At 70.3% G+C, this 23,408-nt stretch carries 18 protein-coding genes; 2 read left to right on the forward strand and 16 right to left on the reverse strand.

Going from position 1 to position 23,408, the window contains the following annotated elements; genetic code table 11:
- Window positions 1–19 precede the first annotated feature (19 nt).
- From pgi to uvrA, 12 genes are all read right to left on the reverse strand, one after another.
- Window positions 20–1,672 (reverse strand): glucose-6-phosphate isomerase, encoded by a 1,653-nt coding sequence (pgi, locus tag OHA55_RS04990; RefSeq protein ID WP_266703168.1) that lies wholly within the window; start codon window positions 1,670–1,672, stop codon window positions 20–22.
- Window positions 1,673–1,908: 236 nt separating this feature from the next.
- On the reverse strand, window positions 1,909–2,244 hold the full coding sequence (locus OHA55_RS04995) for an RNA polymerase-binding protein RbpA (protein WP_266703170.1): 336 nt from the start codon (window positions 2,242–2,244) through the stop codon (window positions 1,909–1,911).
- Between the two features lie 109 nt (window positions 2,245–2,353).
- Window positions 2,354–2,590, reverse strand: a complete 237-nt coding sequence (gene secG, locus OHA55_RS05000) for a preprotein translocase subunit SecG (protein ID WP_266703172.1) — start codon at window positions 2,588–2,590, stop codon at window positions 2,354–2,356.
- A 142-nt stretch (window positions 2,591–2,732) separates the two neighbouring features.
- Window positions 2,733–3,509, reverse strand: coding sequence for a triose-phosphate isomerase (tpiA, locus tag OHA55_RS05005; protein WP_266703174.1), 777 nt, complete (start codon window positions 3,507–3,509; stop codon window positions 2,733–2,735).
- 5 nt (window positions 3,510–3,514) lie between these two features.
- The gene (gene pgk, locus OHA55_RS05010) at window positions 3,515–4,726 is read right to left on the reverse strand and encodes a phosphoglycerate kinase (RefSeq protein ID WP_266703176.1); all 1,212 of its coding nucleotides are present in this window, start codon (window positions 4,724–4,726) and stop codon (window positions 3,515–3,517) included.
- A gap of 111 nt (window positions 4,727–4,837) precedes the next feature.
- Window positions 4,838–5,848, reverse strand: a complete 1,011-nt coding sequence (gene gap / locus OHA55_RS05015) for a type I glyceraldehyde-3-phosphate dehydrogenase (protein WP_266703178.1) — start codon at window positions 5,846–5,848, stop codon at window positions 4,838–4,840.
- Window positions 5,849–6,279: 431 nt separating this feature from the next.
- Window positions 6,280–7,269: a DNA-binding protein WhiA gene (whiA, locus tag OHA55_RS05020; RefSeq protein WP_266703180.1), complete on the reverse strand. Its 990-nt coding sequence runs from the start codon at window positions 7,267–7,269 to the stop codon at window positions 6,280–6,282.
- Window positions 7,260–8,294 (reverse strand): uridine diphosphate-N-acetylglucosamine-binding protein YvcK, encoded by a 1,035-nt coding sequence (gene yvcK / locus OHA55_RS05025; protein WP_266703182.1) that lies wholly within the window; start codon window positions 8,292–8,294, stop codon window positions 7,260–7,262. The genes whiA and yvcK overlap by 10 nt, the downstream gene beginning before the upstream one ends.
- Window positions 8,291–9,265, reverse strand: a complete 975-nt coding sequence (rapZ, locus tag OHA55_RS05030) for an RNase adapter RapZ (RefSeq protein WP_266703184.1) — start codon at window positions 9,263–9,265, stop codon at window positions 8,291–8,293. Before rapZ ends, yvcK begins: the two co-directional genes overlap by 4 nt.
- Window positions 9,262–11,436, reverse strand: a complete 2,175-nt coding sequence (uvrC, locus tag OHA55_RS05035; RefSeq protein WP_266703186.1) for an excinuclease ABC subunit UvrC — start codon at window positions 11,434–11,436, stop codon at window positions 9,262–9,264. Before uvrC ends, rapZ begins: the two co-directional genes overlap by 4 nt.
- Window positions 11,437–11,559: 123 nt before the next feature.
- Window positions 11,560–11,988, reverse strand: coding sequence for a Rieske (2Fe-2S) protein (locus OHA55_RS05040; RefSeq protein WP_266703188.1), 429 nt, complete (start codon window positions 11,986–11,988; stop codon window positions 11,560–11,562).
- Window positions 11,989–12,305: 317 nt separating this feature from the next.
- A complete protein-coding gene (gene uvrA / locus OHA55_RS05045; RefSeq protein ID WP_266703190.1) occupies window positions 12,306–15,335 on the reverse strand; it encodes an excinuclease ABC subunit UvrA in 3,030 nt (1,009 codons plus the stop codon).
- 165 nt (window positions 15,336–15,500) lie between these two features.
- Here uvrA and OHA55_RS05050 point away from each other — a divergent pair, with 165 nt between their 5' ends.
- Together OHA55_RS05050 and OHA55_RS05055 are read left to right on the forward strand one after the other, a co-directional pair.
- Window positions 15,501–16,190 carry a maleylpyruvate isomerase family mycothiol-dependent enzyme gene (locus tag OHA55_RS05050; protein ID WP_266703192.1) on the forward strand — a complete coding sequence of 230 codons (690 nt, stop codon included), beginning with the start codon at window positions 15,501–15,503 and terminating at the stop codon, window positions 16,188–16,190.
- Window positions 16,191–16,200: 10 nt separating this feature from the next.
- Window positions 16,201–16,857 carry an MBL fold metallo-hydrolase gene (locus OHA55_RS05055; protein ID WP_266703194.1) on the forward strand — a complete coding sequence of 219 codons (657 nt, stop codon included), beginning with the start codon at window positions 16,201–16,203 and terminating at the stop codon, window positions 16,855–16,857.
- 109 nt (window positions 16,858–16,966) lie between these two features.
- Here OHA55_RS05055 and OHA55_RS05060 read toward each other — a convergent pair whose 3' ends face one another.
- The 4 genes from OHA55_RS05060 to uvrB form a co-directional block, all read right to left on the reverse strand.
- A complete protein-coding gene (locus OHA55_RS05060; protein WP_266703196.1) occupies window positions 16,967–17,998 on the reverse strand; it encodes a TerC family protein in 1,032 nt (343 codons plus the stop codon).
- A 337-nt stretch (window positions 17,999–18,335) separates the two neighbouring features.
- Window positions 18,336–20,270: a TerD family protein gene (locus OHA55_RS05065; protein WP_266703198.1), complete on the reverse strand. Its 1,935-nt coding sequence runs from the start codon at window positions 20,268–20,270 to the stop codon at window positions 18,336–18,338.
- Between the two features lie 205 nt (window positions 20,271–20,475).
- Window positions 20,476–21,054: a TerD family protein gene (locus OHA55_RS05070; protein WP_266703200.1), complete on the reverse strand. Its 579-nt coding sequence runs from the start codon at window positions 21,052–21,054 to the stop codon at window positions 20,476–20,478.
- Window positions 21,055–21,245: 191 nt separating this feature from the next.
- A complete protein-coding gene (uvrB, locus tag OHA55_RS05075) occupies window positions 21,246–23,390 on the reverse strand; it encodes an excinuclease ABC subunit UvrB (protein WP_266703202.1) in 2,145 nt (714 codons plus the stop codon).
- Window positions 23,391–23,408: the final 18 nt, after the last annotated feature.

Genomic DNA, 23,408 nt, shown 5'->3' on the forward strand with positions numbered 1-23,408 from the left:
CCTTCACGGCGTCATCGGCTCAGCGACCGCGCAGCGAGCGGTAGGTGGCGACGAGCGCCGCCGTCGAGCTGTCCAGCTGCTCGCCGCCGGTGCCCTCGGTGAGGACCGGCTCGATCTTCTTGGCGAGGACCTTGCCCAGCTCGACGCCCCACTGGTCGAAGGAGTCGATGTTCCAGATCGCGCCCTGGACGAACACCTTGTGCTCGTACAGCGCGATGAGCTGGCCGAGGACCGAGGGGGTGAGCTTCTCGGCGAGGATCGTCGTGGTCGGGTGGTTGCCCTGGAACGTCTTGTGCGGGACCAGTTCCTCGGGCACGCCCTCGGCGCGGACCTCTTCGGGCGTCTTGCCGAAGGCGAGCGCCTGGGTCTGCGCGAAGAAGTTGGCCATCAGCAGGTCGTGCTGCGCGATGAGTCCGGGCAGCAGGTCGGTGACCGGGGCGGCGAAGCCGATGAAGTCGGCCGGGATGACCTTGGTGCCCTGGTGGATCAACTGGTAGTACGCGTGCTGGCCGTTGGTGCCCGGGGTGCCCCAGACGACCGGGCCGGTCTGCCACTCCACCGGGTTGCCGTCCCGGTCCACGGACTTGCCGTTGGACTCCATGTCCAGCTGCTGCAAGTAGGCGGTGAACTTGGAGAGGTAGTGGCTGTAGGGCAGCACCGCGTGCGCCTGGGCGTCGAAGAACTGGCCGTACCAGACGCCCAGCAGGCCCAGCAGCAGCGGAGCGTTCTCCTCTGCCGGGGCGGTGCGGAAGTGCTCGTCGACGAGGTGGAAGCCGTCGAGCATCTCGCGGAACCGGTCCGGGCCGATGGCGATCATCAGCGAGAGGCCGATGGCGGAGTCGTAGGAGTAACGGCCGCCGACCCAGTCCCAGAACTCGAACATGTTGGCCGTGTCGATACCGAAGTCCGACACCTTCTCGGCGTTGGTCGACAGTGCCACGAAGTGCTTGGCGACGGCGTCCTGACCGGCCTTCAGCTCGGTGAGGAGCCAGTCGCGGGCGGAGGTGGCGTTGGTGATCGTCTCGATGGTGGTGAACGTCTTCGAGGCGATGACGAAGAGCGTCTCGGCGGCGTCCAGGTCGCGGACGGCCTCGTGGAGGTCGGCGCCGTCGACGTTGGAGACGAAGCGGAGGGTGAGGGAGCGGTCCGTGAAGGAGCGCAGCACCTCGTACGCCATGGCGGGGCCCAGATCCGAGCCGCCGATGCCGATGTTGACGATGTTCTTGATGGGGCGGCCGGTGTGGCCGGTCCACTCGCCGGAGCGGACCCGGTCGGCGAAGCCGGCCATCTTGTCCAGGACCGCGTGCACGGCCGGCACGACGTTCTCGCCGTCCACCTCGATCACCGCGTCGCGCGGGGCGCGGAGCGCGGTGTGCAGGACGGCGCGGTCCTCGGTGGTGTTGATCTTGTCGCCGCGGAACATGGCGTCCCGCAGCTCGGCGACCCCGGTGGCGGCGGCGAGGTCGCGCAGCAGACGCAGCGTCTCGTCGGTCACCAGCTGCTTGGAGTAGTCGATGTGCAGGTCGCCCACCCGGAGGGTGTAGGCGGCGCCGCGGTCGGCGTTCTCGGCGAACAGCTCCCGCAGGTGGGTCCCGCCCAGTTCCTCGCGGTGCTTGCCGAGGGCCGCCCACTCGGGCGTCTGGTTGAGCTTGGTTCGGCTTTGTGCGTTCATCCCGGGTATCAGCCCATTCTTCTCGTACCTGCTCCCCGCTGCTCCCCCCAACCTAATTGATCCCGGTCGCGGGTGCTGCGCGGGCATGGCCCGGTGCGGGACATCGTGCGTGCGCGGGCAAGGAAAAGCGTTCCGGCCGGCACCCAGGGGGTGGCCGGCCGGTGAACGGGGCGGTACGGAAAAGCGGCGGCTCTCGCCGGAAGGAACTCGGGAGGCGGGAGCCGGGCGGGGTGTTCTCAGATCTCGCCGCGGAGCTTGGCGAGCGCCTCGGCGAGAATGGCCTCGCCGTCCGCGTCACTGCGTCGCTCGCGCACGTACGCGAGATGCGTCTTGTACGGTTCCGTGCGCGGCGGGTCGGGCGGGCTGTCCTTGTCCTGGCCCGCCGGAAAGCCGCATCGGGGGCAGTCCCAGGTCTCCGGTACCTGCGCGTCATGGGCGAAGCTCGGCTGCGTCTCGTGCCCGTTCGAGCACCAGAAGGAGATGCGGAGGCGCGGCGCGGACTCGCCCCGCTCGGCCTCACCCATCGGCCCCGCTCCGACCCGGCTTCCCCGGATCGCGTTGCCACTTGCCACGGTCGTAACTCCCTGCGTGATGCTGCTCGAAGATGCCCCAGTCTACGTAAGGCCCAACGCGCGTCCAGTGATTGGAGTTACACGGTCACCGGCAATCGCGGACGATGCGTCAGCTGTCCAGCTTGATGAGCAGGCCGAGTGCCACAATGCTCGCGAACCAGCACAGGCCGACGACCACGGTGATGCGGTCGAGGTTGCGCTCGGCCACCGAGGAACCGCCGACCGAGGACTGCATGCCGCCACCGAACATGTCGGAGAGGCCGCCGCCCTTGCCCTTGTGCATCAGCACCAGCAGCATCAGCAGCAGGCTGAAGACGATCAGGGCGATCTCGAACGCCAAAATCACGGCTGGTCCCTACTTTCCGGAAATTCCTGGACTGCTTCTGAGAAAACTGCTTCTGAGTAAATTCATTCACGCACAACGGGGGCCGAGGGTGGAACCCACCCCGGCCCCCGCAAGGGTACGACGGATCGGCGCTAGCGCATACTCACTGGTCGCGGAAGCGGACGATCTTGACGAACTCGTCGGCGTCCAGCGCCGCACCGCCCACGAGGGCGCCGTCGACGTCGGGCTGCGCCATGATCGCGGCGACGTTGCCGGACTTCACGGAGCCGCCGTACTGGATGCGGACCGCGTCGGCCAGCTCCTGCGAGTAGAGCTCGGCGAGACGGCGGCGGATGGCTCCGCACACCTCCTGGGCGTCCTCGGGGGTGGCGACCTCGCCGGTACCGATCGCCCAGACCGGCTCGTAGGCGATAACGATCGACTCGGCCTGCTCGGCCGGGACGTCCTTGAGGGCGCCGTCGAGCTGAGCGAGGGTGTAGGAGACCTGGTCGCCGGCCTTGCGGATGTCCAGGCCCTCGCCGACGCAGAGGATCGGGGTCAGCCCGTGCTTGAAGGCGGCCTTCACCTTGGCGTTGCAGATCTCGTCGTTCTCGCCGTGGTACTGGCGGCGCTCGCTGTGGCCGACGGCCACGTACGCGCACTTCAGCTTGGCGAGCATGGAGCCGGAGATCTCGCCGGTGTACGCACCGGAGTCCTGCGCCGAGATGTCCTGGGCGCCGTACTTGATCTTCAGCTTGTCGCCGTCCACCAGGGTCTGCACGGAGCGCAGGTCGGTGAAGGGCGGCAGGACGGCGACCTCGACCGCGTCGTAGTCCTTGTCGGCCAGCGCGAAGGCGAGCTTCTGGACGTGGGCGATGGCCTCGAGGTGGTTGAGGTTCATCTTCCAGTTGCCCGCCATCAGCGGGGTACGGGTGCTCATCTGGCTCAGTTCTCCAATGCGGCAAGGCCGGGGAGCGACTTGCCCTCGAGGTATTCGAGGCTGGCGCCGCCACCGGTCGAGATGTGGCCGAAGGCGTTCTCGTCGAAGCCCAGGATGCGGACGGCGGCGGCGGAGTCGCCACCCCCGACGACGCTGAAGGCCGGGGAGTCGACGAGCGCCTGGGCGACCGCGCGGGTGCCCTCGGCGTAGTCGGGGTGCTCGAAGACGCCCATCGGGCCGTTCCAGAAGACGGTGGCCGCGTCGGCGAGCTTCGCCGCGTACAGCTTGCGCGTCTCGGGGCCGATGTCCAGCCCCTCCTGGTCCGCCGGGATCGCGTCGGAGGCGACGACGGTGGGGTTGGCCGGGGCCTTCGTCTTGAGGTCCGGGAACTCGGAGGAGACGAGGACGTCGACGGGGAGCACGAACTCCACGCCGCGCTCGTCGGCGCGCTTGAGGTACTCCTGCACCTTGGGGACCTGGTCCTCCTGGAGCAGCGAGATGCCGACCTCGTGGCCCTGGGCCTTGAGGAAGGTGTACGCCATGCCGCCGCCGATCAGGATGCGGTCGGCCTTCTCCAGCAGGTGGTCGATGACGCCGAGCTTGTCGGAGACCTTGGCGCCGCCGAGGACCACGGCGTAGGGGCGCTTGACGTCGCTGGTGAGCTTCTTCAGGACGCCGACCTCGGTGGCGATGAGGTAGCCGGCGAAGTGCGGCAGCCGGGCCGGGAGGTCGAAGACCGAGGCGTGCTTGCGGTGCACCGCGCCGAAGCCGTCGCCCACGTACACGTCGGCGAGGGTGGCGAGCTGGTCGGCGAAGGCGCCGCGCTCGGCGTCGTCCTTGGACGTCTCACCGGCGTTGAAGCGGAGGTTCTCGACGACGGCGACCTGGCCGTCGGTGAGGGCGGCGACCGTGGCCGTGGCGGACTCGCCCACGGTGTCGGTGGCGAACGCGACCTCGGTGCCGAGCAGTTCACCGAGCCGGGCGGCGGCGGGGGCCAGCGAGAACGCCGGGTCCGGGGCGCCCTTCGGGCGGCCGAGGTGCGAGGCGACGATGACCCGCGCGCCGGCCTCGGCGAGCTTGGCGACGGTCGGCTGGACGGCGCGGATGCGGCCGTCGTCGGTGATGGTGGTGCCGTCGAGCGGCACGTTGAGGTCGGCGCGGACGAATACCCGCTTGCCGGCGACCCCTTCGGCGAGAAGTTCGTCGATCGTCTTCATCTGTTCCAGGACTCCTTGGAAAGGACGGATGAGCACGCGAGAAGGCTCGGACGGCGCTGCGTCGCGCCGTCCGAGCCCCTCACTACATCGAGATGCCTGCCGATCCGAGGATCAGAGCTGGCCGCCGACGAAGACGGTCAGGTCGACGAGGCGGTTGGAGTAGCCCCACTCGTTGTCGTACCAGCCGAGGATCTTCACCGTCTTGCCTTCCTGAACCATCGTCAGGGAGGAGTCGAAGGTGCAGGACGCCGGGTCGCTGACGATGTCCGAGGAGACGATCGGGTCCTCGGTGTACGCCAGGTAGCCCTTCAGGTCGCCGTCGTCGGCGGCCTTCTTGAACGCGGCGTTGACCTCGTCCTTGGTGACCTCGCGCTGCAGCTCGACGACCAGGTCGGTGGCGGAACCGGTCGGGACCGGGACGCGCATCGCGATGCCGTCGAGCTTGCCCTTGAGCTGGGGCAGAACCAGGGCGGTGGCCTTGGCGGCACCCGTCGTGGTCGGGATGATGTTCTCGGCGGCGGCGCGGGCGCGGCGCAGGTCCGAGTGCGGGAAGTCCAGGATGCGCTGGTCGTTCGTGTACGCGTGGACCGTCGTCATCAGGCCCTTGACGATGCCGAAGTTCTCGTCGAGAACCTTGGCCATCGGCGCCACACAGTTGGTGGTGCAGGAGGCGTTGGAGATGACGTGGTGGTTGGCCGCGTCGTACTTGTCCTGGTTGACGCCCATCACGATGGTGATGTCCTCGTCCTTGGCCGGAGCCGAGATGAGGACCTTCTTGGCGCCACCGGCGATGTGCTTCTCGGCGTCGGCCTTCTTGGTGAAGATACCGGTCGACTCGATGACGATGTCGACGCCCAGCTGACCCCAGGGGATGTCGGCCGGGTTGCGCTCGGAGAGCACCTTGATGGTGTGGCCGTCGACGGTGATGGTGTCGGCGGTGTGGCTGACCTCTGCCTTGAGACGACCCAGAATGGTGTCGTACTTCAGGAGGTGAGCCGTGGTCGCGGTGTCACCCAGGTCGTTGACAGCCACGATCTCGATGTCCGCACCCTGCTCCAGCAGCGCGCGGAAGTAGTTACGACCGATGCGGCCAAAGCCGTTGATGCCTACGCGGATCGTCACGAACCGATCTCCTCGTTAGGTACGCCGGGTTTCGACGCCACGGCGAGATGTATGGGATGTCCCCGACCGGTTCCGACCCTACCTCTCATGTGGCCCGCGGGTGACATCGAGAGGCCCCCTACGCACCCCGATACGCCCTACTGACCAGTAGGAACATGCGGCTCCCGTCCGCCGGGTGCCCACCGGCCACCGTTCGGACCAAAAAACCGCCCCCTGTCCCGCGACGACCGGAAATGTGCCCAACGCCCGTACACACACGGACGATCAGGGCGGGATTGCCGGTGGAGTGCCGGACCCGGCCGACACCCCGCGCGCCCTCGCGGGACCCTTCCCCGGACGGCGGAACAGCCGCCGCCGGCGTCTCCGTGAAGGGAACGCCGGCGGCGGCCGTATACGACGGTGCGGGCCCGGGACGGCCCGTCGGACCGGTCTCAGCCGACCAGACCGTCCGCCATCTCCTCGCTGAGGGTGGACTCGGTACCCGGGATGCCGAGGTCCTGCGCGCGCTTGTCGGCCATCGCCAGCAGCCGGCGGATGCGCCCGGCGACGGCGTCCTTGGTCAGCGGCGGGTCGGCGAGCGCGCCCAGCTCCTCCAGCGATGCCTGCTTGTGCTCCATGCGCAGCCGTCCGGCGGCGGCGAGGTGTTCGGGGACCTCCTCGCCCAGGATCTCCAGGGCGCGGCCCACGCGGGCACCGGCGGCCACGGCGGCGCGGGCGGAGCGGCGGAGGTTGGCGTCGTCGAAGTTGGCGAGCCGGTTGGCTGTCGCCCGGACCTCGCGCCGCATCCGGCGCTCCTCCCAGGCCAGCACGGACTCGTGGGCGCCGAGGCGGGTCAGCAGGGCGCCGATCGCGTCGCCGTCGCGGACCACCACGCGGTCGACCCCGCGGACCTCGCGGGCCTTGGCGGCGATGGAGAGCCGGCGCGCGGCCCCGACCAGCGCGAGCGCCGCCTCGGGACCGGGGCAGGTGACCTCCAGCGAGGAGGACCTGCCCGGCTCGGTGAGCGAGCCGTGCGCCAGGAAGGCCCCGCGCCAGGCCGCCTCGGCGTCGCAGGTGGCCCCCGAGACCACCTGCGGGGGCAGCCCGCGGATGGGACGGCCGCGGCCGTCCACGAGACCGGTCTGGCGCGCCAGCTGGTCACCGCCCGCCACCACGCGTACGACGTACCGGGAGCCGCGCCGCAGCCCGCCGGGGGCCATCACGATCAGCTCCGAGGCGTGCCCGAAGATCTCCAGGATGTCGCGCTTGAGCCGGCGGGCCGCCATCGCGGTGTCCAGCTCCGCCTCGATCACGATCCGGCCGCTCACCAGGTGCAGCCCGCCCGCGAAGCGGAGGATCGCGGAGACCTCCGCCTTCCTGCAGCAGGTCCGGGTGACGGGAAGCCGAGAGATTTCGTCCTTCACCGCTGGCGTCATCGCCATGGGCCGATCCTTCCATGCATCCGAAAAATACGGTCGTACGCGGCGGCCAGCAGCTCCGGATCATGAATCGGAACGCCGTCTGGCGAGGCCACCGGCGCCAGCTCCACCGCGGCGCCGAGCCGCTTCGCGGCATCGGCGAGGGACTCGCGGTCAGGCACGGCGGCCTCATCGGCCAACACCACGTCCAAGGCGAGTTTAGGGGCGTGTCGCCCCAAAACCTCCAAATGACGCTGCGGGGAGAAGCCATCTGTTTCGCCGGGTTGCGGCGCGAGGTTCAGCGAAAGCACCTTCCGGGCCTTCGTCGCGACCAGCGCGTCGAGCAGATCGGGGACGAGCAGATGGGGGATGACGGAGGAGAACCAGGAGCCCGGCCCGAGCACCACCCAGTCCGCGTCCAGAACGGCCTCGACGGCCTCCGGGACGGCCGGAGGGGCGTGCGGGACCACCTGCACGGACTGCACCTCGCCCGGGGTGAGCGCCACCGTCGCCTGGCCGCGTACGGTCACGATCTCGTCGGGCCGCTCCGGCTCGTGCCCCCTGACCTGTGCCTGGAGCTCCAGCGGTACGGCGGACATGGGCAGCACCCGGCCGTGCGCGCCGAGCAGCGTGCCGACCAGGTCGAGCGCCTGCACGTGGTCGCCGAGCTGCTCCCAGAGCGCCACGATCAGCAGATTGCCCACCGCGTGGCCGTGCAGGTCGCCCCGGGACTCGAAGCGGTGCTGGGTGACCCTGGCCCAGGTCTGTCCCCAGTCGTCGTCCCCGCAGAGGGCCGCGAGGGCCTTGCGCAGGTCGCCGGGCGGGAGCACGCCGAACTCGTCGCGGAGCCGGCCACTGGAACCGCCGTCGTCGGCGACGGTGACGACGGCGGTCAGGTCACCGGTGATGCGGCGCAGGGCGGCGAGCGAGGCCGACAGCCCGTGGCCGCCGCCGAGGGCGACGACCTTGGGCGGTCCGCCGCGCCGGCGGCCGGAGCGGAGCGAGCCCGCCCGGCTCAGCCTCCGCAGCCGCAGGTTGACGCTGGTCACTCGCGCCCCATGTCCCGGTGGACGAGGACGGTCTCGATGCCTTCGGCGGCGAGGCGGGCGGAGAGTTTCTCCGACATCGCGACGGAGCGGTGCTTGCCGCCCGTGCAGCCGACCGCGATGGTCACGTAGCGCTTGCCCTCGCGGCGGTATCCGGCGGCGACGAGCTGGAGCAGCTCGGTGTACTGGTTGAGGAACTCCTTGGCGCCCGGCTGGTCGAAGACGTACGCGGACACCTCCTCGTTGAGGCCGGTGAAGGGGCGCAGCTCGGGCACCCAGTGCGGGTTCGGCAGGAAGCGGCAGTCCACCACGAGGTCGGCGTCGACCGGCAGACCGTACTTGTAGCCGAACGACATCACCGTGGCGCGCAGCTCCGGCTCCTGGTCGCCGGCGAACTGGGCGTCCATCTTGGCCCGCAGCTCGTGGACGTTGAGGCTGGAGGTGTCGATGACCAGGTCGGCGTCGCCGCGCAGCTCGCGCAGCAGGTCGCGCTCGGCCGCGATGCCGTCGACGATCCGGCCGTCGCCCTGGAGGGGGTGGGGTCGGCGGACGGACTCGAAGCGGCGGACCAGGGCGTCGTCCGAGGACTCCAGGAAGACGATCCGGCGGGTGACGTGCTTGGTCTCCAGGTCCGCCAGGGACTCCCGGAGGTTGTCGAAGAAACGGCGTCCGCGTACGTCGACGACGACGGCGATCCGGGCCACGTTGCCCTGGGAACGCGCGCCGAGCTCGACCATGGTCGGGATCAGGGCGGGCGGGAGGTTGTCGACGACGAACCAGCCGAGGTCCTCCAGACACTTCGCGGCGGTGGACCGGCCGGCGCCGGACATCCCCGAGATGATCACCAGTTCGGGGATGGCCGTCGGGACGGCGTCGCCCGTCTCGTTGGTGGTGCCCGTGCTCACGTGTGCTCCGTTGGTTCGGTCCGGGTCCGGCTGCGTGGGTTCTGCGTGGCGGTGCTCATGGTCGGTCATGGCGTACCCCCGTCGTTTTCGTCGATGATCTCTCCTGTGGCCGTGTTCACGGCGGGTGCGGCCGGGGCGGCCGTGGCGAGGGCCGCGGCCACCGACTCCGCGGTCCTGCGGCCTATCCCCTGGACCTCACAGATCTCGTCGATTGTCGCCTGCCGCAGCTTCTTGACGGAGCCGAAATGCTTGAGCAGCGCGAGTTTCCGGCTCTCGCCGAGGCCGGGGACGCCGTCCAGAGGGCTGCTGCGGACCCGCTTGGCGCGTTTGGCCCGCTGGTAGGTGATGGCGAAGCGGTGGGCCTCGTCGCGGACGCGCTGGAGGAGGTAGAGGCCCTCGCTGGAGCGGGGCAGCACGACGGGATCGTCGTCGTCGGGCAGCCAGACCTCTTCAAGGCGCTTGGCGAGTCCGCAGACGGCGATGTCGTCGATGCCCAGCTCGTCCAGGGCACGCTTCGCGGCGGCCACCTGGGGCTGCCCGCCGTCGACCACGACGAGCTGCGGCGGGTAGGCGAACCGTTTGGGACGGCCGTCGTCCTCGCGCGGCTCGTTGCCCTCGGGGGCGGTCTCCTCGGGGGAGCCGGACTCGGAGGCGTCGGTCCCGGAGGCGTCGGTCCCGGAGGCATCGGTCCCAGGGAGACCTGTTGCGGGGAGACCTGTTGCGGGGAGACCTGTTGCGGGGAGACCTGTTGCGGGGAGACCTGTTGCGGAGGAGTCGGCCGCGGAGACGTCGGCTGCGGAGGTGTCCGCCGCGGGCGTCTCCTCCCACTCCCCCAGGCGCTCCTTCTCCTGGAGGTAGCGGCGGAACCTGCGGCCGATCACCTCGTGCATCGACCGGACGTCGTCCTGGCCCTCGAACCCCTTGATCTGGAAGCGGCGGTACTCGCTCTTGCGGGCCAGCCCGTCCTCGAAGACGACCATCGACGCGACGACGTCGTCGCCCTGGAGATGGGAGATGTCGTAGCACTCGATGCGCAGCGGGGCGGTGTCGAGGCCGAGCGCCTCGGCGATCTCCTCCAGGGCCCGGGAGCGGGTGGTCAGGTCGGAGGCGCGCTTGGTCTTGTGCAGTCCGAGCGCCTGCTGGGCGTTGCGCTGGACCGTCGCCATCAGGTCCTTCTTGTCGCCGCGCTGCGGGATGCGCAGGCTGACCTGGGAGCCCCGGCGGTGCGCGAGCCATTCGGAAACGGCGTCGGGGTCCTCGGGCAGCGCGGGCACGAGGACCTCCTTGGGTACGGATTCGCCGGTCTCCTCGCCGTAGAGCTGCTGGAGGGCGTGCTCGACCAGGCCGGAGGTGTCGACCGCCTCCACCTTGTCGGTGACCCAGCCGCGCTGGCCGCGTACCCGGCCACCGCGCACGTGGAAGATCTGGACGGCGGCCTCCAGCTCGTCCTCCGCGACGGCGATGAGGTCCGCGTCGGTGGCGTCGGCGAGCACGACCGCGCTCTTCTCCATGGCCCGGCGGAGTGCCTCGATGTCGTCCCGGAGCCGGGCGGCGCGCTCGTACTCCATGTCCTCCGCGGCGAGCATCATCTCCTTCTCCAGGCGGCGCAGGTAGGCACCGGTGCGGCCGGCCATGAAGTCGCAGAACTCCTCGGCGAGTTCACGGTGTTCCTGGGGGCTGACGCGGCCGACGCAGGGGGCGGAGCACTTGCCGATGTAGCCCAGCAGGCAGGGGCGTCCGGTGCGGGCGGCGTTCTTGAGTACCCCGGCGGAGCAGGTGCGTACGGGGAAGACGCGGAGCATCAGGTCGACGGTCTCGCGGATCGCCCAGGCGTGGCCGTACGGGCCGAAGTAGCGCACGCCCTTCTTCTTGGCGCCGCGCATGACCTGGACGCGGGGGAACTCCTCATTGAGGGTGACCGCGAGGTACGGGTAGCTCTTGTCGTCGCGGTACTTGACGTTGAACCGCGGGTCGAACTCCTTGATCCAGGTGTACTCCAGCTGCAGCGCCTCGACCTCGGTGGAGACGACCGTCCACTCCACGGACGCGGCCGTGGTCACCATGGTGCGGGTACGCGGGTGGAGGCCGGCCAGGTCCTGGAAGTAGTTGGCGAGGCGCTGGCGGAGGTTCTTCGCCTTGCCGACGTAAATCACCCGGCGGTGCTCGTCGCGGAACTTGTAGACCCCCGGGGAGTCGGGGATCTGTCCCGGCTTGGGGCGGTAGCTGGAGGGGTCTGCCATGTCTCACACCCTACTTCCGGCCGGTGACACCCAGGGGTGCCCTCCGCACTGTGCCGTCCGTCCCGGGGCGTCCCCGGCCGCACCCTCCGGGGGAGCCGCCCCGCGGGGGTGGCGGGTGTCCGGTCAGGCGCCGGGTCCGGCGACGAGCCGGCCACCCTCCGCGCTGACCGGGACGGCGGGCAGCGGCACGGTGGCCGGGCCATGGATGACCTCGCCGGTCGTGGTGTCGAAGACGCTGCCGTGGCAGGGGCAGTGGCCCTCGTTGTCCTCGACCTTGTACAGCAGGCAGCCCGCGTGGGTGCACTGGGCGCTGAACGCCTTGTACTGGCCCTTCGACGGGCAGGTCACCACGAGGCGCTGCTCGCTGTAGAGCTTGGACCCGCCGACCGGGACCGCGTCCGACGCGCCGAGGTCCACCGGGGCGGTCGGGGTCGGGTTCTGGGCGTGGCCGAGCTTGGACTCGGTGGAGCAGGCGGCCGCTCCCAGCCCGGCGGCACCGGCGAGCGCGGCACCCCTCAGCACGGTGCGGCGGGTGGCGGGCAAGCCGGACATCGCGGTCTCCACGGGGGTCGGTGGTACGGGGTGTACAGGGAGACGCACACGGGGTGCGCAGGGCGGTACGGGCGTCGCGGGCCGGTGGGGCGACGGGGCGCTCGGCCGGGGCGCGCGACGACAGAACCGACGATACCGGCGGAGATCGGGACCCCGGCGCCGGGGTCCGGGGCACGGGGTTCCGGGGCACGGACGTCCGGCAGGCCCGGCAGGCCCGGTGTGCGGGCACGTCGGGTCCGGGCAGGACGCGGTACGGCCCGCCGGGGCGCCTCCTCCCGGGCGGGAAGGGGCACCTCGGCGGGCCGTACCGGGGCGCGTCAGGCCTTGCGGGCGCGGGTCGCCTTCTTGGCCGCGGGCTTCTTCGCGGCCGGCTGCTTCGCCGTGGCGGCGGTGGCCGTCCGCCGGGCGGGAGCGGCCTTGGCGGCGACGGTCTTCTTCGCGGCGGTCCTGCGCACCGGCTTGCGCGCGGAGGGCACGGCCGCCTCGTTGACCCGGTCGGTGTCCAGGACGTCCTGGAGGAACTTCCCGGTGTGGCTGGCGGGCACGGCCGCCACCTCTTCCGGGGTGCCCTCGGCGACGACCAGGCCGCCTCCGTTGCCGCCCTCGGGACCCATGTCGATGACCCAGTCCGCCGTCTTGATCACATCGAGGTTGTGCTCGATGACGACGACGGAGTTGCCCTTGTCGACCAGTCCGGAGAGGACCTTGATCAGCTTGCTGATGTCCTCGAAGTGCAGACCGGTGGTGGGCTCGTCCAGGACGTAGACCGTGCGGCCGGTGGAGCGCTTCTGGAGCTCGCTCGCCAGCTTCACGCGCTGCGCCTCACCGCCGGAGAGCGTCGGTGCGGACTGTCCGAGCCGGACGTATCCGAGGCCGACCTCGTTGAGGGTGCGCAGGTGCCGGGCGATGGTCGGAACGGCCTCGAAGAACTCCAGGCCCTCCTCGATCGGCATGTCCAGCACCTCGGCGATGGACTTGCCCTTGTAGTGGACCTCCAGGGTCTCCCGGTTGTACCGGGCGCCGTGGCAGACCTCGCAGGGGACGTACACGTCCGGCAGGAAGTTCATCTCGATCTTGATGGTGCCGTCGCCGGAGCAGTTCTCGCAGCGCCCGCCCTTCACGTTGAAGGAGAAGCGGCCCGGCAGATAGCCGCGCACCTTCGCCTCCATCGTCTCCGCGAAGAGCTTGCGGACGTGGTCGAAGACTCCGGTGTAGGTCGCCGGGTTGGACCGGGGGGTCCGGCCGATCGGCGACTGGTCGACGTGGACGACCTTGTCGACCAGGTCGTCCCCGTCCACCCGGGTGTGCCGGCCCGGGACCGACTTGGCGCCGTTGAGTTCCCGGGCGAGGTGGGTGTAGAGGATGTCGTTGACCAGGGTGGACTTACCGGACCCCGAGACCCCGGTGACGGCCGTGAGGACGCCCAGCGGGAAGGAGACGTCGATGTCCTGGAGGTTGTTCTCCCGGGCACCGTGGACGGTGAGCAGGCGGCTCCGGTCCACGGGGCGGCGGACCTCGGGGACGGTGATCTTCCGCTTGCCCACGAGGTACTGGCCGGTGATCGACTCCTTGTTGGCCAGCAGCTCCTTCAGCGATCCGGAGTGGACCACCTTGCCGCCGTGCTCCCCGGCGCCGGGGCCGATGTCCACGACCCAGTCCGCGATCTTGATCGTGTCCTCGTCGTGCTCCACGACGATGAGCGTGTTGCCCATGTCGCGGAGCCTGACCAGGGTTTCGATCAGCCGGTGGTTGTCGCGCTGGTGCAGGCCGATGGACGGCTCGTCCAGCACGTACAGCACGCCGACGAGGCCGGAGCCGATCTGGGTGGCGAGGCGGATGCGCTGGGCCTCGCCACCGGACAGGGTGCCGGCCGCGCGGTTGAGCGAGAGGTAGTCGAGGCCCACGTCGACGAGGAACCTCAGCCGCTCGTTGACCTCCTTGAGGACCCGCTCGGCGATCTTCTTGTCCCGGGCGTTGAGCTTCAGCCGGCCGAGGAACTCCGCGCAGTCGCTGATCGACATGGCGGCGACCTCGGCGATGGACTTCTCCATCACCGTGACCGCGAGGACGATCGGCTTGAGGCGGGTTCCCTCACAGGTCGGACAGGGCACCTCGCGCATGTACCCCTCGAAGCGCTCCCGGCTGGAGTCGCTCTCGGCCTCGGAGTGCCGCCGCTTGACGAACTGGACGGCGCCTTCGAACGAGGGGGTGGTGTAGGCGCGCTCACGGCCGTAGCGGTTGCGGTAGCGCACCTCGGTCTTGATCTTGTGGCCGTAGAGCAGGGCCTTCTTGGCGCGCTGCGGCAGCCCGGCCCAGGGGATGTCCGTACGGAAGCCGAGGGCTTCGGCGAGGGCGCCGATCAGACGGCCGAAGTACTCCTTGGTGTGGCCGTGCGACCAGGGGTGGATGGCCCCCTCGTCGAGGGACTTCTCCTCGTCCGGGACGACCAGCTCGGCGTCGACCTCCATGCGGGTGCCGATGCCGGTGCAGTCGGGGCAGGCGCCGAAGGGCGAGTTGAAGGAGAAGGAGCGGGGCTCCAGCTCCTCGAAGGAGAGGTCGTCGTACGGGCAGTAAAGGTGTTCGGAGAACATCCGCTCGCGCTCGGGGTCGTCCTCGGGGAGGTCCACGAAGTCGAGCACGACCATGCCGCCGGAGAGGCCGAGGGCCGTCTCCACCGAGTCGGTCAGCCGGCGCTTGGCGCTGTCCTTCACCGTGAGGCGGTCGATGACCACCTCGATGGTGTGCTTCTCCTGCTTCTTCAGCGTGGGGGGCTCGGAGAGCTGGATGGTGGCGCCGTCGACCCGGGCGCGGCTGTACCCCTTGGTCTGGAGGTCGGCGAAGAGGTCGACGAACTCGCCCTTGCGCTCGCGGACCAGCGGGGAGAGCACCTGGAAGCGGCTTCCCTCGGGCAGGCCGAGGACCTTGTCCACGATGGCCTGCGGCGACTGGCGCGAGATCGGCCGCCGGCATTCGGGACAGTGCGGCTTGCCGATGCGGGCGAAGAGCAGGCGGAGGTAGTCGTAGACCTCCGTGATGGTGCCGACCGTCGAGCGCGGGTTGCGCGAGGTCGACTTCTGGTCGATGGAGACGGCGGGCGAGAGACCCTCGATGAAATCGACGTCCGGCTTGTCCATCTGACCGAGGAACTGCCGGGCGTACGAGGAGAGCGACTCGACGTAGCGCCGCTGGCCCTCGGCGAAGATCGTGTCGAACGCGAGGGAGGACTTGCCCGACCCGGACAGCCCGGTGAAGACGATGAGGGAGTCACGGGGGAGGTCGAGCGAGACGTTCTTGAGGTTGTGCTCGCGCGCGCCACGGACGATGAGACGGTCCACGCCGGTCCGCACCTTTCTTGAGAGAAACGAGGGGAACTGAGCCCCCTGTTCCAGGGTATGGGGGGCGCCACAGCGGTGTTGAAAGCTTGCGGCTTCGAGCGTATAGCACGCACATTCGATTTCTGGCCGGTCATGACCTCCTTCACCCGAACGAGTGGCGGGGCTACGCTCGGTTCCATGAGCGATCACGTGCGCGACCTGGCGTCTTTACGCGAAGCGACGGAACGGCTGCTCACCGCCGCGGGCTCGTGGAACGAATCCGCCGTACAGCAATCGTCCCGGCTGCCAGGCTGGAGCCGGGGCCATGTACTGGCCCACCTGTCACGTAACGCCGACGCGCTCCGAAATGTTCTCCGCGGACGCCCGATGTACGCGAGCGGCGAAATCCGGGACCTCGACATCGCGGCCGGCGCACCCCGCCCGCTCGCCGAGCACCTGGCCGACCTGCGCGCGAGCGGCGAGCGGTTCTTCGCCGAGGCCGCCGCCCCGGCCGACTGGTCACGCACGGTGGAGCTGCGGAACGGTGTGACGGACTCGGCGGACCGGGTGCCTTTCCGCCGCTGGGCCGAGGTCGAGCTGCATCACGTGGACCTCGGCACCGGGTACGAGCTGGAGCACCTGCCGGCGGATTTCGTGGTCCGGGAGATCGACTTCCTGGCGGAGCGCTTCGGGCGCCACCCGCAGGTGGTATCCACCGGCATCCGGACCGAGGACGGCCGCGTGTGGACCACGGGCGGCGGCAAGGAGGGCCCGGTCACCGGGGTCGGCGGCCCGGCCGCGGAGCTGCTGGGCTGGCTCTCGGGCCGCCGCGACGGCTCGGCGCTGACCGTGGAGGGCGGCCCCCTCCCCGTACTGCCGCCGCTATAGGCTGCCGCCCATGACCTACAGCGGAGCGGTGCGGGTCGGCGGACCCGCGGACGTGCACGAGCTGACCGACCTGATGATCTCCAAGGTCGCGGTCGGCCCGATGAACAACAACGCCTACCTGCTGCGCTGCCGGGCCACCGGCGAGCAGCTGCTCATCGACGCCGCCAACGAGGCGGACACCCTGCTGCGGCTCGTCGGCGAGGACGGCATCGCCTCCGTCGTCACCACACACCAGCACGGCGACCACTGGCAGGCGCTGGCCGAGGTGGTGGCCGCCACCGGCGCCGTCACCTACGCCGGGCGGTACGACGCCGAGGGCATTCCGGTCGCGACCGACGTACTCGTGGAGGACGGGGAAACCCTCCAGGTAGGCGAGGTCGTCCTGACCGCCCGCCACCTGGTCGGCCACACCCCTGGCTCCATCGCCCTGGTCTACGACGACCCGCACGGGGCTCCGCACCTCTTCACCGGCGACTGCCTCTTCCCCGGTGGCATCGGCAACACCCGCAAGGACCCGGAGGCCTTCGCGAGCCTGCTCCACGACGTGGAGACCAAGCTCTTCGACCAGCTCCCCGACGAGACCTGGGTCTACCCGGGCCACGGCCACGACACCACGCTCGGCGACGAGCGCGGGCAGCTCCCGGAGTGGCGCGCCCGGGGCTGGTGAGGCGGGTACACCCGGCACGGACGACGAAGGGCGCCCCGGTACCGGGATCGGTACCGGGGCGCCCTTCGTCGTTGTCCGGCGGGTCGTGGAGGCCCGGGCGGTGTCCGGCTCAGCCGCCGACGCTGCTGCTGCCCTTGCGGGACTCGGAGGCGGCATCGGACCCGGACCCCGGGCCCGAACCGGCGGCCTCGGCGGCAGCCGCCTGCCTCCGGCCGGCGATCAGGCTGGTGATGGTGGTGATCACCAGCACCCCGCAGATGACGGAGAGGGAGAACGGGATCGAGATCTCCGGGACGTGCACACCCGACTCGTGCAGCGCGTGCAGCACCAGCTTGACGCCGATGAAGCCGAGGATCACCGAGAGTCCGTAGCTGAGGTGGACCAGCTTCTTCAGCAGACCGCCGATGAGGAAGTACAGCTGGCGCAGCCCCATCAGCGCGAAGGCGTTGGCCGTGAAGACGATGTACGGGTCCTGCGTCAGGCCGAAGATCGCCGGGATGGAGTCGAGGGCGAACAGCACGTCGGTGGTGCCGATCGCGAGCATGACGACCATCAGCGGGGTCATGACGCGCTTGCCGTTGTTCCGGATGAAGAGCTTGGTGCCGTGGTACCGGTCGGCGACGCCGAAGCGGTGCTCGATGGACTTGAGGAGCCGGTTCTCCTCGAACTCCTCCTCGTCCTCGTCGGTCCGCGCCTCCTGGATCAGTTTCCAGGCCGTGTAGATCAGGAACGCGCCGAAGATGTAGAAGACCCAGGAGAAGTTGGCGATGACGGCCGCGCCGGCCGCGATGAAGATTGCCCGGAGCACCAGCGCGATGAGCACACCGACCAGCAGCACCCGCTGCTGGAGCTGGGAGGGCACCGAGAACTTGGCCATGATCAGGACGAAGACGAAGAGGTTGTCGACGCTCAGCGACTTCTCGGTGATGTAGCCGGCGAAGAACTCGCCGGATGCCTGGCTGTCGCCGAAGACCAGCAGGCCCAGGCCGAAGAGTGCCGCCAGAGCGATCCAGACGACCGTCCAGATTCCGGCTTCCTTGGTCGACACGTCATGGGGCTTGCGCCCGATGAAGAAGTCGACGGAGATGAGGGCTGCCAGACCGAGAATGGTCAGCGCCCAGAGGGTCCATGAAACGTCCACTGCGCCTCCGGCAGTTCGCTACGGCTACTGATCAGCGTCGTCGCTGCCGGAGGTCTCTTCCACCCGGGCGTACGGGATGTACGCCGGGCCGGCGCCCCGGGACCGGTCACAGTCCGTACTGACGGGAACGCCACGTGTGGGAATACTCCCCTCCGTCCAAGAAACGGTACAGGCACACCCAAGAAAAGGTAAAGAGGATGGCAAAGAAGAATCAAAAGTCCCTGGTCCGGGTCGTCCTGCTGCGTTAGAGCCGCGCCCTTTCCGGCGACCGGACCCCGCAGTCCCCCGTGCACCGCGGTCCCCCCGGGCACCGGCGCCCGCCCGCCGGTGCCCGGCGTCAGCGCCCCCGGGCCCGCCGCGCCTCGGCCACGGCCGCGAGCACCTCTTCCAGCACCCGGCTGCCCTGCGGCACCCGAGGCGGTTCGTACGTCCACACGTGCCGGACCCAGGGATCGGCGAGGTGGTCGCCGGCGAGCGGGGTGAGCCGGAGGAGCCCCCGCCAGAACGGCGTGAGGAGCGGCCCGTACGCGGACGCCTCCTCCTGGTCCGCGACCAGCAGCAGATGCACCCCGACCGAGGGACCCTCCTCGGCGAGGTAGCGCAGCCGGGTGACCGCGCGGTCGTCGAAGCCGTGGGGGAAGTCGTTGACGAGGAGCAGTTGTCCGGCCGGGTCGAGATCCGGCGGCAGCGCGTCGGCGGCGCCCGCCCGGACGGCCATCTGGACCAGGTCGACGCGTCGGGTGAGCCGGTCGAGCACGGCGTCGACCCCCGCGGCCCCCGCGGCCGGCGGCCCGGCGAGCACCCCGGCACGGATCAGCGGCGCGAGGGCGGCGGCTCCGGTACCCGCCGGGTCGATGGCCTGGAGGGACATCTCTCCCGCCGGATACGCGGCGAGCAGCCGTACGGCGTGGGCGACGGCGCTTTCCAGCGCGAGGCGCTTGAGGTCCGTACCGTCCAGCAGCAGGTCGGCGCCGGTGTCGCCGCGCCCCGAGTCGATCCACAGGCCCCGCTCCAGCGGAAGCCGTACGAGCAGGGGGATGCGCAGCTCCGGGCGTTCGGGCAGGCGCACGTCACCGAGCCGCAGGGCCCAGGGCTCCCCGGACGGCGTCCGGGGGGCGTGCCAGGCCGGCTGGTCCCAGTCGGCGCAGGGGGCGGGGAGCGCGGGCTCCACCACCTCGGACTCGGCCGCCAGCTGGGCGAGGTCCCGGTCGAGCACCTCCCGGGCGCGACCGACCAGCTCGTCACGTTTCGCCCTGGCCGCCTCGCGCGCGGTGTCACCCGCCGCGCCGATGCGGTTGCGCGGGTCGGACAGGGTGCGGTCGAGCTCTTCCTCCAGCCGCGCCTCCGCGAAGTCGACGGCACCCCGGTAGGCGGCGACGCTGCGGGCCAGATCCTCGAACATGCCCCAGACCTGGTTGTAGAGCCGCTCGTCCATGGAGTGGCCGGCGGCGTCCCCGGCCACCGGCGCGGGGGGCCCGGACGGGGCGGCGGGCTGTGCGGTGGGCGGGGCGGGAGGGGTGGGCGGGGCCTGAGGGGTGGGCGGAGCGGGAGGGGCGGTCCGGCGCCTCGGGTGCGCGTAGTCGATCCGACCCCCGGGCGGGACCACCGTCGCGTCCGCCGCGGCCGGCCCCGACGCGGCGGGTCCCGGCTGGGCCGTTCCCGACGGGGCGGGTCCCGGCTGGACGGGTCCCGGCTGGACGGGTCCCGGCTGGGCGGGTACGAGGGATCCTGTCGCCGTCTCCAGGATCGAGGCGGCCAGCTCGCCCGCCCCGCTCAGCCCCTGGTCGGCGAGCATGCCCGCGAGCCCGGAGGAGTAGCCCTGGCCGACGGCCCGTACCTTCCAGGCGCCGGAGCGGCGGTAGAACTCCAGGGCGCCGACGGCGGTCTCCATGTCCAGCCCGGTGAGGGTGAAGTCGGCGATCCCGGTGTCTCCGGGCCCGCTGACGGACACGAAGGGGGCGGCGACCGCACCGAAGCCCGTGGGGGCGCCGGTCGTCCGGGGAAGGGCCAGCAGCACGGTGACGCGGTGCACCTCGCCGGGCAGGGCGTCGAGGTCGAGGTCGAGCCGGTGTTCGGAGGCGGCCTGCCGGGGCACTTCGACGCCGGGCAGCCGGGGCGCCCCGGGGTGGGCGACCCACGCGGCGTCCCGTACGGTGCCCTGCTCGTCGGCGAGGGCGACCCCGGCCACGACGGGCGAGCCCGCCGACACCCGGACCTCCAGACGGGTCGAGGGCAGCGGGTGGTTCTGCCCCCGGACGAGTTCGGCCGTCATCTGCCCTGTCCCCTTGCTGCCTGACCGTGTCGGCCGTGCGCGTGTGATGAGTGCGTTGCGCCGGGGTACGTCCCGCGTACGCGCGACTCCCGGCGGCGGAAGCCTCCGGGAGTCGTGTGGGCCGTCCGGCCCGGGGTTCGTGTCCGGTCCCGCCAGGACGACCCGTCCCACGCTCGGCGGGGCGGGTCCTGGCGGGACCGTCGGATCAGAGGTGCGGCAGGATCGCCGGCATCAGGTCCTGGAAGGTGCGGCCGTTGGCCGGGTTGCCGAGGGCGGTCATCTGCCAGCCCCCACCGGCGCGGTGCACCTTCGCCATGATCTGGGCGGTGTACTGGCCGCCGCCGTCGAGGGTGTACCGGGCCAGTTCCTGGCCGTTGGTCTCGTCGACGATGCGGCAGAAGGCGTTCTGGACCTCCTGGAACGTCTGTCCGGTGAAGCTGTTCACCGTGAAGACGATCTGGTCGATGTGGACCGGCACCCTCGCCAGGTCCACCAGGATCGCCTCGTCGTCGCCGCCCGATCCGGCACCGCCGACGAGGTTGTCACCGGTGTGCTTGACCGAGCCGTCGTCGCTGACGAGGTGCCGGAAGAACACCACGTCCACCGGCTGCTTGTCGGCGAACAGGACCGCCGAGGCGTCCAGGTCGATCTCGCGGGTGCGCGATCCGAAGAAGCCGCGGCGCGGTGCCGCCTGCCAGCCGAGCCCCATCCGCACCGCGGTCAGGGTTCCCCCGTCCTGCTTCTGCAGGCTGATCGCCTGACCCTTGGTCATGTTGACCGTCACGCGTTGTCCCCTCTCCGCGTCGCTCCGCGTCGTGCTCCGCAACCGTCCGTGTTTGCGGGTTTCCCCGACCCTACGCATGCCGCCCCCGACCGGTACCGATCCGGGGCGTTCTGTGTCGTTCTTGCAACACAGTCGTTCTTGCGACACAGAACGCCGGCCGGAGCCGTCACGGTGCTCGTACCCCCGGTCCGTCAGGCGATACCCGCCTCCTTCATCTGCCGCAGCTCCTTCTTCAGCTCGCCCACCTCGTCGCGCAGGCGTGCGGCGACCTCGAACTGGAGGTCGGCGGCTGCGGCCCGCATCCGCTCGGTCATCTCCTCGATGATCCCGGACAGCTCCTCGGCGGGCCGGTCGCTGGTCACCGCACCCCTGGCGCGGGCCCTGCCGGAGTCCGCCTTGGCCTCCCCCGCCTTGCTCGCCGCCTTGCCGCCGAGCGTGGGCACCGGGGCCTTGGCCCCCTTGGTCTGCCGGTAGCCGGTGCCGAGCAGCTGCTCGGTGTCGACCTCCTCGCGGGCGATGGAGGCGACGATGTCGTTGATCTTCTTGCGGAGCGGCTGCGGGTCGATGCCGCGCTCGGTGTTGTACGCGATCTGCTTCTCGCGGCGCCGGTTGGTCTCGTCGATGGCCTGCGCCATGGCGGGGGTGACCTTGTCCGCGTACATGTGGACCTGGCCGGAGACGTTGCGCGCCGCGCGTCCGATGGTCTGGATGAGCGAGGTGGCCGAGCGCAGGAACCCCTGCTTATCGGCGTCGAGGATCGCGACCAGCGAGACCTCCGGCAGGTCGAGGCCCTCGCGCAGGAGGTTGATGCCGACCAGGACGTCGTACTCGCCGGACCGCAGTTCGCGCAGCAGCTCGATGCGGCGCAGGGTGTCGACGTCGCTGTGGAGGTACCTGACCTGGATACCGAGTTCGAGGAAGTAGTCGGTGAGGTCCTCGGACATCTTCTTGGTGAGGGTGGTGACGAGAACCCGCTCGTCGCGTTCGGTGCGGGTACGGATCTCGTGGACGAGGTCGTCGATCTGGCCCTCGGTGGGCTTGACGACGATCTCCGGGTCGACCAGTCCGGTCGGGCGGATGATCTGCTCCACGAATCCGTCGCCGCGCGAGAGCTCGTAGTTGCCCGGGGTGGCGGAGAGGTAGACGGTCTGCCCGATCCGCTCCTGGAACTCCTCCCACTTCAGGGGGCGGTTGTCCAGCGCGGACGGCAGCCGGAAGCCGTGGTCGACGAGGGTCCGCTTGCGGGAGGCGTCGCCCTCGTACATCGCGCCGATCTGCGGCACGGTGACGTGGGACTCGTCCAGCACCAGCAGGAAGTCCTCGGGGAAGTAGTCGAGGAGGGTGTTCGGGGCGGTGCCGGGCGAGCGGCCGTCGAAGTGCATCGAGTAGTTCTCGACGCCGGAACAGGTGCCGATCTGGCGGAGCATCTCGATGTCGTACGTGGTGCGCATGCGCAGGCGCTGGGCCTCCAGCATCTTGCCCTGCTTCTCCATGGAGGCCAGCCGCTCCCCCAGCTCCTGCTCGATGCCGGTGATCGCCTTCTCCATGCGCTCGGGTCCGGCGACGTAGTGGGTGGCGGGGAAGACGTGCAGCGAGGTGTCCTCGCTGATCACCTCGCCGGTGAGCGGGTGGAGGGTGGAGAGCGCCTCGATCTCGTCGCCGAACATCTCGATGCGGACCGCGAGCTCTTCGTAGACCGGGAAGATCTCGATCGTGTCGCCGCGCACCCGGAAGGTGCCGCGGGTGAACGCGAGGTCGTTGCGGGTGTACTGGATCTCCACGAACCGGCGCAGCAGCTGGTCGCGGTCGATCTCGTCGCCGACCTTGAGCTGGATCATGCGGTCGACGTACTCCTGCGGGGTACCGAGGCCGTAGATGCAGGAGACGGAGGCGACCACGACGACGTCCCGCCGGGTGAGCAGGGAGTTCGTCGCGGAGTGGCGCAGCCGCTCGACCTCCTCGTTGATCGAGGAGTCCTTCTCGATGTAGGTGTCCGACTGCGGGACGTACGCCTCGGGCTGGTAGTAGTCGTAGTACGAGACGAAGTACTCGACGGCGTTGTTCGGGAGCAGCTCGCGGAACTCGTTGGCCAGCTGCGCCGCGAGCGTCTTGTTGGGCGCCATGACGAGGGTCGGCCGCTGAAGCTTCTCGATCATCCAGGCGGTGGTCGCCGATTTACCGGTGCCGGTCGCGCCGAGCAGGACGACATCCTTCTCACCTGCCCGAATGCGCTTTTCGAGCTCGGCGATGGCCGTCGGCTGGTCGCCGCTGGGCTGGTAGGGACTGACGACCTCGAAAGGCGCCACCGAACGTTCGATCTTCGAAACGGGCCGCATGCATCCACCGTACGACCC

This window comes from Streptomyces sp. NBC_00102 (genome assembly GCF_026343115.1).
Classification (GTDB): domain Bacteria; phylum Actinomycetota; class Actinomycetes; order Streptomycetales; family Streptomycetaceae; genus Streptomyces.